At 70.6% G+C, this 11,158-nt stretch carries 11 protein-coding genes; 2 read left to right on the top strand and 9 right to left on the bottom strand.

Features of this window, described 5'->3' with window-relative positions:
* On the bottom strand, nucleotides 1-1,388 hold a 1,388-nt coding region (locus FHD67_RS12895), incomplete at its 3' end, for an ABC transporter permease (RefSeq protein WP_139598904.1).
* Nucleotides 1,385-2,068 (bottom strand): ABC transporter ATP-binding protein, encoded by a 684-nt coding sequence (locus FHD67_RS12890; protein ID WP_245008357.1) that lies wholly within the window; start codon nucleotides 2,066-2,068, stop codon nucleotides 1,385-1,387. The genes FHD67_RS12890 and FHD67_RS12895, both read right to left, overlap by 4 nt.
* Nucleotides 2,069-2,225: 157 nt before the next feature.
* Here FHD67_RS12890 and FHD67_RS20915 point away from each other — a divergent pair, with 157 nt between their 5' ends.
* Nucleotides 2,226-2,786, top strand: coding sequence for an arylesterase (locus FHD67_RS20915; protein WP_246071289.1), 561 nt, complete (start codon nucleotides 2,226-2,228; stop codon nucleotides 2,784-2,786).
* Here the strand turns inward: FHD67_RS20915 and fba are convergent.
* Genes fba through FHD67_RS12860 form a run of 5 tightly spaced genes read right to left on the bottom strand, consistent with a single transcriptional unit; the run spans nucleotide 2,780 to nucleotide 6,775 of the window.
* Nucleotides 2,780-3,814 carry a class II fructose-bisphosphate aldolase gene (fba, locus tag FHD67_RS12880; RefSeq protein WP_139598901.1) on the bottom strand — a complete coding sequence of 345 codons (1,035 nt, stop codon included), beginning with the start codon at nucleotides 3,812-3,814 and terminating at the stop codon, nucleotides 2,780-2,782. The two genes, FHD67_RS20915 and fba, sit on opposite strands and share 7 nt — an antisense overlap.
* A gap of 6 nt (nucleotides 3,815-3,820) precedes the next feature.
* Nucleotides 3,821-4,789 (bottom strand): class 1 fructose-bisphosphatase, encoded by a 969-nt coding sequence (locus tag FHD67_RS12875; protein WP_139598900.1) that lies wholly within the window; start codon nucleotides 4,787-4,789, stop codon nucleotides 3,821-3,823.
* Nucleotides 4,789-5,250, bottom strand: coding sequence for a D-erythrulose-4-phosphate isomerase (gene derI, locus FHD67_RS12870; RefSeq protein WP_139598899.1), 462 nt, complete (start codon nucleotides 5,248-5,250; stop codon nucleotides 4,789-4,791). Before derI ends, FHD67_RS12875 begins: the two co-directional genes overlap by 1 nt.
* Nucleotides 5,247-6,008 carry a triose-phosphate isomerase gene (locus FHD67_RS12865; protein WP_139598898.1) on the bottom strand — a complete coding sequence of 254 codons (762 nt, stop codon included), beginning with the start codon at nucleotides 6,006-6,008 and terminating at the stop codon, nucleotides 5,247-5,249. The genes derI and FHD67_RS12865 overlap by 4 nt, the downstream gene beginning before the upstream one ends.
* The gene (locus FHD67_RS12860; RefSeq protein WP_045982702.1) at nucleotides 6,005-6,775 is read right to left on the bottom strand and encodes a DeoR/GlpR family DNA-binding transcription regulator; all 771 of its coding nucleotides are present in this window, start codon (nucleotides 6,773-6,775) and stop codon (nucleotides 6,005-6,007) included. The genes FHD67_RS12865 and FHD67_RS12860 overlap by 4 nt, the downstream gene beginning before the upstream one ends.
* Nucleotides 6,776-6,906: 131 nt before the next feature.
* Here FHD67_RS12860 and tkt point away from each other — a divergent pair, with 131 nt between their 5' ends.
* Nucleotides 6,907-8,931 carry a transketolase gene (tkt, locus tag FHD67_RS12855; RefSeq protein WP_139598897.1) on the top strand — a complete coding sequence of 675 codons (2,025 nt, stop codon included), beginning with the start codon at nucleotides 6,907-6,909 and terminating at the stop codon, nucleotides 8,929-8,931.
* Nucleotides 8,932-9,049: 118 nt separating this feature from the next.
* Here the strand turns inward: tkt and FHD67_RS12850 are convergent, their stop codons facing one another.
* Together FHD67_RS12850 and FHD67_RS12845 are read right to left on the bottom strand one after the other, a co-directional pair.
* Nucleotides 9,050-10,003 carry a sugar-binding transcriptional regulator gene (locus FHD67_RS12850; RefSeq protein WP_046000191.1) on the bottom strand — a complete coding sequence of 318 codons (954 nt, stop codon included), beginning with the start codon at nucleotides 10,001-10,003 and terminating at the stop codon, nucleotides 9,050-9,052.
* Nucleotides 10,003-11,151, bottom strand: a complete 1,149-nt coding sequence (locus tag FHD67_RS12845) for an iron-containing alcohol dehydrogenase (protein ID WP_046000190.1) — start codon at nucleotides 11,149-11,151, stop codon at nucleotides 10,003-10,005. The genes FHD67_RS12850 and FHD67_RS12845 overlap by 1 nt, the downstream gene beginning before the upstream one ends.
* Nucleotides 11,152-11,158: the final 7 nt, after the last annotated feature.

The following is an 11,158-nucleotide window of genomic DNA, read 5'->3' as shown; positions in this document are numbered from 1 at the left end:
CGCGCCAGCCGCGCCCCCGCCGCCGCCGCGCGCCGGACCAGCGCCGCCGCCCCGGCCAGCACGACGAAGGCCGCAAGGACGCCCCCCGCCATGCCAAGCGTCAGGCGCCACAGCCCCGAAAACAGTGCGGCAGCCCCCACCAGCGCGATCAGCGCCGCGACGATCATCACCAGATAGCGCCGTTCGGGCCAGCCGCCCCCGGATGCGTCCGCGTCGCGGAACAAGGTCGCCGCGCGGATGCGCCGCGTTCGCGCCAAGGGCCACAGCGCAAAGATGAACGCAGTCAGCACGCCATAGACCGCCGCCTGCGCCAGGGGGCCCGGATAGACGCCGAAGACCGCCGGCACCGGCAGGCGCGCCGTCAGCAGCGGCGCCAGCGCCAGCGGCACCAGCGCCCCCAGGATCAGCCCCGCCGTGACGCCGATCGCGGTCACCGCCCCGATCTGCAGCAGGTAGACCTGAAAGATCGTCCGCCCCGACGCACCGAAGGTCTTCAGCACGGCGATGGTCTCGGTCTTGCGGGCCAGATGCGCGCGCACCGCCGCCGACACGCCGACCCCGCCCACGGCCAGCCCGGTCAGCCCGACCAGCACCAGGAACGCGCCGATGCGGTCCACGAAACTGTCGATGCCCGGCGCGCCGCGGCGGCTGTCGCGCCAGCGCGCGCCGCTGTCGGGGAAGGCCGCGCGCCAGTCGGCCCGCAGCGCATCCAGATCGGTCCCCGGCGGCAGCGCCAGCCGATAGTTGCTGTCATACAGCGTGCCCGCGCCCAGCAGATCGCTGTCGGCCAGCGCCTCGCGCAGGACCAGGGTGCGGGGGCCAAAGCCGAAGCTGGCCGCCCCCGCATCGGGTTCGCTGACCAGCCGCGCGGTCAGCACGAAATCCTGCGTGCCAAGGCGGAACATGTCGCCAGGCGACAGCCCCAGCCTGTCGGCCAGCAGCGGCGCCATCACGCCCCCGGGCAGGCCCTGCGGGGTCGCCCCCAAGGCCTGCCCCAGCGGCATGGGCGGGTCCAGTACCGCCTGTCCCAGAAGGGGCCAAGCCGCGTCCACACCCTTGACCTGGGTCAGGGCGCGTTCTGACGCGTCCCCCTGCCCGACCACCGCCATGGACCGGAAATCGACGATTTCGGATACCGTGACGGCCCGATCCTCCAGCCAGTCACGCTCTGAGGGCGTGGCAAAGCGATAGGTCAGCTGCACCTCGGCATCGCCGCCCAGCAGGATCGCGCCCTGCGCGGTCAGCCCCGCCTGGATCGCCGCGCGCACCGAGCCCACGGCGGCGATGGCGGCCACGCCGAGCGCCAGGCAGGTCAGCAGCACCCAGAACCCGCGCAGGCCCCCGCGCAGGTCGCGCCGCGCCAGCCGGGCCGCCAGCGCCAGGCTCATGCCGCGGCCTCGGCGGCCAGACGGCCGTCGGCCAGGCGGATCACCCGGTCGCAGCGCCGCGCCAGGTCCGGGTCATGCGTGACCAGCACCAGCGTCGCGCCATGATCGGCGCGCAGCCCGAACAGCAGGTCCATGATCGCCTGCCCCGTCGCCCCGTCCAGATTGCCGGTGGGTTCGTCCGCCAGCAGGATCGCCGGGCGCGGCGCCGCGGCGCGGGCCAAGGCCACGCGCTGCTGCTCTCCGCCCGACAGTTGCGCGGGGTAATGGTCGCGGCGCGCGCCCAAGCCCACGCGGTCCAATTCCGCCGCCGCGCGGGCGAAGGCGTCGGGCGCACCGGCCAGCTCCAGCGGCGTCGCGACATTTTCAAGCGCCGTCATGGTGGGGATCAGGTGGAAGGACTGGAACACCACCCCCATATGGGACAGACGAAAGCGCGCCAGCGCATCCTCGTCCAGCGCGGTCAGGTCCTGACCCATCGCCTGGACAAGGCCGCCCGTGGCGCGTTCCAGACCGCCCATCAGCATGAGGAGCGACGACTTGCCCGATCCCGAAGGACCCACCAGCCCGACCGTCTCTCCGCGTTCGACCTGCAGCGACAGGCCACGCAGGATCGGGACCGGCCCGGCATTGCCCTGCAACGTCAGATGCGCATCGGACAGGCGGATCACGGGGTCGGCCATCGGGTCGCTCCTTCGTCGCGGTCTGGGTGTCGGGGCACGATATGGTCGGCCCGCCCGCGAAGGCAACCGCCTGACGGCCGCGCTGACCGCGCTGGCGGTCACCATCGCGGCATCATGGGCAGCCCCTGCTAACGCAGAGACGCTGCGCCTGACCGCGATGGGCGACAGTCTGACGCAGGGATACGGCCTGCCGCAGGATCAGGGGTTCGTGCCCGTGCTGGAGGCCTGGCTGCGGGGTCGCGGCCATGACGTCGCAGTGACCAATGCGGGCGTGTCGGGGGATACCACGGCGGGGGGTGCCGCGCGGATCGACTGGACGCTGGCGGACGGGCCCGACGCGATGATCGTGGCGCTTGGCGGCAACGATCTCTTGCGCGGGATCGACCCGGCCTCCAGCCGCGCGAACCTGGCGGCGATCCTGGACAAGACGCGGGCGGCGGGGGTGCCCGTCCTGCTGGCGGGCCTGCCCGCGCCGGGCAACTACGGCCCCGAGTTCAAGCGCGACTTCGAGGCGATGTATGCCGATCTGGCCACTGAATACGACGCGGTGCTGGTCCCCGACTTCCTGGGGCCGATCGGGGAAAAGGCCACGCAGGGCCTGTCCCTGTCGGACCTGATGCAGGACGACCGCATCCACCCCAACGCGCGCGGCGTCGAGCAGATCGTGGATGCGATCGGCCCCAAGGTCGAGGATCTGCTGGCCCGGGCGGATCAGTAGCGCGCGGCCATCTCCGGCAGGGACAGCGGGCGCAGCTTGTCGGCGTTCCCGGCGGTGCCGAAGGCTTCGAAGCGGTCGCGGCAGACCTGCGCCATCATCGCCATCGCGGGCTTCAGATAGGCCCGCGGGTCGAACTCGGCCGGGTGTTCGGCCATCACGCGGCGGATCGCGGCGGTCATGGCCAGGCGGTTGTCGGTGTCGATGTTCACCTTGCGCACGCCGTGGCGGATGCCGCGCTGGATCTCCTCGACCGGGACGCCCCAGGTCGGGCGGATGTCGCCGCCATGGGCGTTGATGATCGCCTGCAGATCCTCGGGGACGGAACTGGAGCCGTGCATCACCAGATGGGTGTTGGGCAGGCGGCGGTGGATCTCCTCGATCACGTGCATGGCCAGGATGTCGCCATCGGGCTTGCGCGTGAATTTATACGCGCCGTGGCTGGTGCCCATGGCGATGGCCAGGGCGTCCACGCCTGTCTCCTCAACGAAGCGCACGGCCTCGTCCGGGTCGGTCAGCAGCTGCTCCTCGGAGAGCTTGCCCTCGGCGCCGTGGCCGTCCTCGGCGTCGCCCATGCCCGACTCAAGGCTGCCCAGAACGCCCAGCTCTCCCTCGACCGACACGCCGCAGGCATGGGCCATCTCGGTCACGCGGCGGGTGATGTCGGCATTGTAGGCGTAATCGGCGGGCGTCTTGCCGTCCGATTTCAGCGACCCGTCCATCATCACCGACGTGAAGCCGTTCTGGATCGCGGTGGCGCAGGTCTCCAGCCCGTTGCCATGGTCCAGATGCATGCAGATCGGGATGTCGGGATAGGCCCGCGCCAGACCCGCGATCAGACCCGCCAGCACCGCGTCATTGGCATAGGCCCGCGCGCCGCGGCTGGCCTGCAGGATCACCGGGCTGCGGGTGGCCTGGGCCGCCTGCATGACCGACAGGCCCTGCTCCATGTTGTTGATGTTGAAGGCGGGCACGGCATAGTCATGCTCGGCCGCGTGGTCCAGAAGCTGGCGCAGGGTGATCATCGGCATGGGATGTTATCCTTGAAGGGCGGCCTGAAGCGCGTCGATTTCCTCGGACGCGCCGAAGAACAGGGGGGTGAAGTCATGCGGCCCGCGCGGCACGCGGTCCAGGATCGGGCCGTGCCCGTCGGTCGCGCGGCCCCCGGCCTGTTCGATCAGAAAGGCGATGGGCACGCATTCATAGATCAGCCGCAGCCGGCCGTCGCCGTATCCCGGCCGGGCATCGGCAGGATACAGGAACGCGCCGCCCTTCAGCAGGATGCGGTGCAACTCGCCCACGGCGGCGGCCAGCCAGCGCATGTTGAAGTCGCGCCCGCGCGGCCCGTCGCGGCCCGCGCGCAGATCGCGCGCCCAGGCCTGAAGGCCCGGCGCCCAGTGGCGTTCGTTCGACGCGTTATAGGCGATGGTCGAGGCCTGGGGCTTCAGGCGCAGGTTCTGGCGGCTGACGCGGAAGGCATGGGCCTCCGCATCCCAGGTGGCGACATGGACGCCCGCGCCGGTGGACCAGCCGAAATCGACCGAATGACCGAAGGAGGCATAGCCCGCCGCCACCACCGCCCGGCCCGTCCGCTGAAATCCCTGCGGATCGGCGGGCAGGATGCTGAACAGCATCCCCAAAGGCGCGCCGATGCCGATGCTGCCCGACCCGTCGATCGGGTCGATCGCCACGTCGAAGGCGCCGCCGTCGTTCAGCAGGATGATGTCCAGGGCCTCCTCGGACAGGACCTGCCGCACGCCCGCCGCGCGCAGGGCGGCGATCATGTGGTCGTGGGCCGCGACGTCCAGCGCCTTCTGCCGGTCGCCGCTGTCATTGGTGCCGACGATGGCCTCGGGGTCGCCGTGCAGGCGCCCCGCCGCCAGCCGCGCGGCCAGGGGCGGAAGCGCGCGCGCGATGGCCGCCACGATGGCCGCAGCGCCCTCGCGCGCCAGCACGTCGTCCAGCAGCGGCCCCGTCGCGGGCCCGTCCGTCGGCAGCCGCAGCATCACCGCCCTGCGTACTTGGCGCCGACCGCGTCGATGGCGTCGACATTGCCCGCCGACTTGCCGTTGCGGTCGAAGTTCCGGGTCTGCGCCAGCCATGCGTCGGCGATGGTCTTGGCGACCTCGGCCCCGATAACGCGGGCGCCCATGGTGATGATCTGCGCGTCGTTCGACAGCGCGGCGCGTTCGGCCGAATAGGTGTCATGCGTCAGGGCGGCGCGAATGCCCGGCACCTTGTTGGCTGCGATGCAGACGCCGATGCCTGTGCCGCAGACCAGGATGGCGCGGTCATAGGTGCCGTCCATGACCTGGCTGGCCACCCGGTCCGACAGGTTGGCATAGAAGGCGTCGGGGCCTTCGTCGGTGCGGCTGATCTCGGCCACGTCGAAGCGGTCCTTGAGGTGGTCGGCCAGAACCTTGGCCAGACCTTCGCCCGCGCTGTCCCCTGCGATTGCCAGTTTCATGCGTCATCTCCGATGGTTGCGGCGCAGCGCGCCAGGATGTCCTGATAGCCGTTCACGTCCCAGGCCGACCGCCCGATGAACAGCCCGTCGATATGCGGGCAGGCGATCAGTTCCGCGCAATTGCCCGGATTGACCGACCCGCCGTAAAGGCAGGGCACAGGGCGGCCCAGCACGTCCTGCGCGACCGCGATGATCTCGGCCTGCCGCGCGTCGGCATAATCCGAGGTCGCGGGGATGCCGTTCGCACCGATCGCCCAGACCGGCTCATAGGCCAGCAGGATCGTGGCGTCGGACCCGGCCACGGGTTCCAACGCGGCGCGGACCTGCGTCTCCAGCACCTGCGTGGCGCGGCCAGCCTCGCGCTCGGCCAAGGTCTCGCCGATGCAGATCAGCGGGATCAGGCCGTGGCGGACGGCGGCGGCGGTCTTCAGGCCCACGGTCCTGTCCGTCTCTCCGAAATGCTCGCGGCGTTCGCTGTGGCCCAGTTCCACGATGTCCAGCCCGCAATCGGTCAGCATCACGGGGCTGATCTCTCCGGTCCAGGCGCCTGCGTCGTCCCAGTGCATGTTCTGCGCGCCGACCTTGACGTCGGTCTCCGACAGCGCGTCGGCCACCTGGCGGCAGGCGGTGAAGGGCGGGATGACGAAACGCTGGATGCCCGCGGGCGCGGGCGTGCCGCGCAACCCTTGGGCAAAGGTCATCGCCTCGGCCAGAGTCTTGTTCATCTTCCAGCTGGTGCCGATCCAGAATGGGGTCATGCGGGGTCCTTTGCGATGGTCAGCGCGATGCCTGCCCGGTCGATCGCGGCGCGATCCTCGGGCGCGGGGGGCGCGTCGGTGATGATGGCGTCGAATTCGGTCAGGTCGGCCAACGCATGCAGCGCGCTGCGCCCGAAGCGCGCGTGATTGACCAGCAGCACGCTGCGCTCCGCCGCGTGCATCATCGCGCGTTTCGCGCGCACCGCGTTGTCGTCCATGTGAAAGGCCCGCAGCCCCGCCACAGCGGGGGTCGAGATGAAGGCCAGGTCCGCATGCAGCCCGGCCAGCGCGCTTTCCGTGACCATGCCGAAAAAGCCGTTGAACTTGGCGCTGTAGATGCCGCCAAGCGCGATCAGCGTGACGCGCGGCGCATCCTTCAGCCGCTCGATCACGGCGGCGTTGTTGGTGATCACCGACAGGGGCGCGCATTCCGTCAGGCTGGCGCCCAGCAGCGCCGCCATCGAGCCGTCATTGACCATCACGGTCATCCCCGGCTCAATCAGGGCGCGGGCGGCATGGGCCATGCGGATCTTGGCCTCGCCGTCCTGCAGGGCGCGGATGCGGAAATCGCTCTCGAACTGGGTGCCGGCCTCGATGGTGGCGCCGCCGCGAACCTTGCGCAGCAGGCCCGCCTGTTCCAGGTCGTCCAGGTCGCGATGGATGGTCATCTTGCTGACCGCGAAACGGGCCGCCAGATCGTCCAGGTCCACGGCGCGTGCCGCGACCAGCAGATCCATGATCGCCTGTCTGCGTTCTTCGCGTTTCACCCAAACCCTCCCTTGGTCGCCGGTTTCATAACATGATCCGCGCACATAACAACACCGACTTTGTGACTTTGTGATTTTTTGTTGTGATGATGACGGCGGCGGGTTATGGAGGGCGCGACAGGAGGACCGCCATGCCCTTAGACACCCCCAAAGACCCCGCCATCGCCGCCAAGGCCGATCTGGACCCGCAGAACTTCGCTTTGGCGAACTGCATCCGCGCGCTGACCATTGATGCCGTGAACGCCGCCAACAGCGGCCATCCCGGCGCCCCGATGGGCATGGCCGATGCCGCCACCGTGCTGTTCCGCAACCACCTGAAGTTCGATGCGGCCAATCCCGACTGGCCCGACCGTGACCGCTTCGTGCTGTCGAACGGGCACGCGTCCATGCTGCTCTACAGCCTGCTGCACCTGACCGGGTACCAGGACATGACGCTGGATCAGATTAGGAATTTCCGCCAATGGGGCGCGATCACCGCCGGCCATCCGGAATACGGCCATGCCAAGGGCGTCGAGACCACGACCGGCCCCCTGGGCCAGGGCCTGGCCACCGCCGTTGGCATGGCGCTGGCGGAACGCGCGCTGGCCGGAGAGTTCGGCGGTGATCTGGTCGATCACCGCACCTGGGTCATGCTGGGCGACGGCTGCCTGCAGGAGGGCATCGGCCAGGAGGCGATCAGCCTGGCGGGCCATCTGGGCCTGGGCAAGCTGATCGTTCTCTATGACGACAACAGCATCACCATCGACGGCCCGACCTCGGTCAGCTTCTCCGAGGACATCCCGGCACGGTTCAAGGCCTGCGGCTGGCATGTCCAGAGCTGCGACGGCCATGACGGGCGCGCCCTGGACGCCGCGATGGAGGCCGCCAAGGCGGAGACGGGCAAGCCCTCGCTGATCGCGATGAAGACGATCATCGGCTTCGGCTCTCCCAACCGCGCGGGCAGCTATTCCGTGCATGGATCGCCGTTGGGCAAGGATGAGGGCGCACTGACCCGCGAGGCCCTGGGCTGGAGCCACGAGGCCTTCGTGATCCCCGACGATCTTGCCGCCGAATGGCGCGAAATCGGCGCGCGTGGCGCCGCCGACCGCGAGGCCTGGGAGGCCCGTCTGGCGGCATCCCCCAAGGGTGCGGCCCTGACGCAGCGTCTGTCGGGCGATCTGCCCGAGGGCTATGACGCCGCCGTCTCCGCCGCCCGCGACGCCCTGTTCGCCGCGCCCAAGAAGGCCGCGACCCGCAAGGCCAGCCAGATGGCGCTGGAGGCGCTGACCCCGGCCGTGCCCGCGATGATCGGCGGATCGGCCGACCTGACCGGATCGAACCTGACCCGCGTCAAGGCCGTCGACACGCAGTACACGCGCGAGACGCCCGGCCGCTACATCGGCTATGGCGTGCGCGAGTTCGGCATGGCCGCCGCGATGAACGGGCTGAACCTGCATGGCGGCGTGATCGCCTATGGCGGCACGTTTTTGGTGTTTTCCGACTATGCCCGCAACGCGATCCGCCTGTCGGCGCTGATGGGGGTCGGCACGATCTATGTCATGACCCATGACAGCATCGGCCTGGGCGAAGACGGCCCGACCCACCAGCCGGTGGAACATCTGGCATCCCTGCGCGCCATCCCCGGCCTGACCGTCCTGCGCCCTGCCGACACGGTCGAGACGTTGGAGGCCTGGGACATCGCGATCCGCAACCGGACCGTGCCGTCGCTGCTGGCCCTGTCCCGCCAGGACGTCCCGCAGCTGCGCACGGAGGCCGGGTCCGAGAACCTGACTGCCAAGGGCGCCTATGTGATCCGCCAGTTCGGCGAGGGCCGCGACGTGACCCTGATCGCCACAGGAACCGAAGTCGCCATCGCCGTGGAGGCCGCCGAGGCGCTGGCCGCCGAAGGCATGGCCGTGGCCGTGGTGTCGATGCCCAGCTGGGAGCTGTTCGAGGCGCAGGACGCGGATTACCGCGCCCTGACCTTGGGCACCGCGCCCCGGATCGCCGTCGAGGCCGCAGGCAAGTTCGGCTGGACCCGCTATGTCGCGACCGAGGACGACGTGATCGGCATGACCGGCTTCGGCGCATCGGCCCCGATCGACCGGCTGTACCAGGAGTTCGGCATCACCCCCGAGGCCATCATCGCCCGCGCCCGCCTGGTGACAGGCCACTAATCCAAAGGCCAAGGCCGCACGCGGCCTTGCCACGATGCTCCCCACGCGCGCAAAGCGCGCGCGCGGGGCCCAGCGGCAGCGACCGGGTCGGGGTTTCCCCGACCCGTCCCCGTTTGGGTCACCCCGCCATCAGCGCGCGCGCCGTCGCCTCGTCGGTGATCAGCCCGGACAGGCGCCCGCTGTTCAGCACCGCGCGGATGGCCGCGACCTTTTCCGCGCCTCCGGCGATGACCACGATACGCTGATCCTGCCCCCGGTTCAGGTCCACCGACAGCGTCCGCGCGCTCAGCGTCGTGTCCAGCACACGGCCCGTGGCATCGAAGAAATAACCCATCATCTCTCCGACGCCCCCCGCGGCGTTGATCTCGGCGATCTCGCGCGCCTCGATCATGCCGGATGCGACCAGCTGCGCGCCCGCATCCGCCGTGCCCATGCCCACGAAGGTCAGCGTGGCGCTGTTCGACAGATCAAAGATGTCGCGCACGCCGGGCTGGGACAGCAGCACGGCCCGGTCGCCTTCGGAATTGGCAAAGAACGGCACCGGCATCACGAAGGCCTGCGCCCCGGTCTTCTCCGCCAGCGTATGCATCACGTCATGCGGGTTCGCCGCATAATTGCGCGTCAGCCCGCCCAGGACCGCGACGAACCTTACCGCGCGTGCGTCAAAGCGCGGCAGCTGCCGAACCGCCGCCGCTAGCGTCCGGCCATGGCCCAGCCCGATGACCCTGTGTTCGCCCCGCTCGATCTCGCGGCGAAGAAAGCCCGCGCCCGCCAGGCCCAGGGCGCGCAGGGGCATGCCGTCCTCGCCCAGGTCGGGGGCAACCTCGCACTGGTCCAGCCCATAGCGCGCGCACAGCTGATCCTCCAGCATGGCGCATTCGACGATCTCTCCGTCGATGGTGACCTTGACCACGCCCTCGGCCACGGCGCGGGCGATCAGGCGGTGCGCCTTGACGCCGGGCAGGCCCAGCCGCTTGGCGACGGCGGCCTGCGTCAGCCCGCCCGCATAATGCAGCCAGGCCGCCCGGATCGCCAGGCTCTGCTCCGGATCGACCGGTCCTCGCCGGGCCATCAGGCGGCGGCCCGCATCAGCGCGTCCAGATTGTCGGCCGACAGGGGCGCCGGGTTGGCCCTCATCGACGACGACGCGGCCGCCGCCTGCGCCGCGGCCTGACATGCCGCCGCGTCGATCCCCAGGGCGTCCAGCCCCGGCAGGCCCGCCGCACGGGACCAGTCGGCCAGCAGCGCTGCGGCCTCGGCGACCGAGGCATCGGGCCGCCCGAACGCCGCCCCGATCCAGGCGCCCACCTGGTCCAGCCGGGCCGCCAGCGCGCGGTCCGTGACCGCCCGGCGGTTCGCAACCAGCACATGCGGCAGCAGCGTGCCGCAGATTGCGCCATGCGCTGCCCCGGTCAGCCCGCCCAAGGGGCCGGCCAGCCCATGCACCGCGCCCAGCCCCGCATTGGCCAGCGCCATGCCGCCGCACAGGCTGACCCAGGCCATCTCGTCGCGCGCCTGCGGGTCTTCGGCCTGCATCAGGCGGATCAGCGCCGCCAGCCCACGCGGGATCGCATTGCGGCACAGCGCGTCGGTCAGCGGATTGGCGCGGGTGCAGACATAGGGCTCGATCACCTGCGTGACGGCATCCAGCCCCGAGGCCAGCGTCACCCCGCGCGAACAGCCGTCCGTCAGGGCCGGGTCCACGATGGCCAGCGCCGGCAGCATCCGCGCATCGCGCAGGCTGACCTTGCGGCGCGCCTCGGGGACGCCGATCACGGCGTTGCGCGTCACCTCGGCCCCGGTGCCGGCGGTGGTGGGGATGGCCACGAAGGGCAGCGGCGGATGGTCCAGCGGCAGGCCCTGCCCCACCACCTCCAGATGATCCAGCATCGGCCGCGTGGCGGGGATCAGCGCCGCGATGGCTTTGCCCGCATCGATCACCGCACCGCCGCCCATCGCGACAACCGCCTGCATGCCCGCCCCCGCCACAACGCCCGCCTCTATCAGCGCCATGTCCGGCTCATGCGGCACCGCGAAAGTCGCCACCGAACAGCCTGCCGCCGACAGATCGTGCGCCAAGGCGGCGCTGCGGCTCGGATCGCGGCCATGGACCAACAGGACCCGCCGCCCCAGGGCCGCGACCCGCCCGGCGGCCATCGCCGCCTGCCCCCGGCCGAACAGGATCTCGGTGGCGGTGGCAAAGGCAAAGGGCTGGGGCATGGGGCGT

The organism is Paracoccus haeundaensis (assembly GCF_006239215.1).
GTDB classification, from domain to species: domain Bacteria; phylum Pseudomonadota; class Alphaproteobacteria; order Rhodobacterales; family Rhodobacteraceae; genus Paracoccus; species Paracoccus marcusii.
This window is presented reverse-complemented; position numbering and strand designations above follow the sequence as displayed.

What these genes read in the sequence shown, in the direction of transcription:
- fba (WP_139598901.1), bottom strand. Translation starts at nt 3,814, where the DNA reads ATGCCGATGATCACCCTGCGCCAGCTTCTGGACCACGCGGCCGAGCAT.
- derI (WP_139598899.1), bottom strand. Translation starts at nt 5,250, where the DNA reads ATGAAACTGGCAATCGCAGGGGACAGCGCGGGCGAAGGTCTGGCCAAG.
- FHD67_RS12865 (WP_139598898.1), bottom strand. Translation starts at nt 6,008, where the DNA reads ATGACCCCATTCTGGATCGGCACCAGCTGGAAGATGAACAAGACTCTG.
- FHD67_RS12845 (WP_046000190.1), bottom strand. Translation starts at nt 11,151, where the DNA reads ATGCCCCAGCCCTTTGCCTTTGCCACCGCCACCGAGATCCTGTTCGGC.
- tkt (WP_139598897.1), top strand. Translation starts at nt 6,907, where the DNA reads ATGCCCTTAGACACCCCCAAAGACCCCGCCATCGCCGCCAAGGCCGAT.
- FHD67_RS12890 (WP_245008357.1), bottom strand. Translation starts at nt 2,068, where the DNA reads ATGGCCGACCCCGTGATCCGCCTGTCCGATGCGCATCTGACGTTGCAG.
- FHD67_RS12875 (WP_139598900.1), bottom strand. Translation starts at nt 4,789, where the DNA reads ATGCTGCGGCTGCCGACGGACGGGCCCGCGACGGGGCCGCTGCTGGAC.
- FHD67_RS12850 (WP_046000191.1), bottom strand. Translation starts at nt 10,003, where the DNA reads ATGGCCCGGCGAGGACCGGTCGATCCGGAGCAGAGCCTGGCGATCCGG.
- FHD67_RS20915 (WP_246071289.1), top strand. Translation starts at nt 2,226, where the DNA reads ATGGGCGACAGTCTGACGCAGGGATACGGCCTGCCGCAGGATCAGGGG.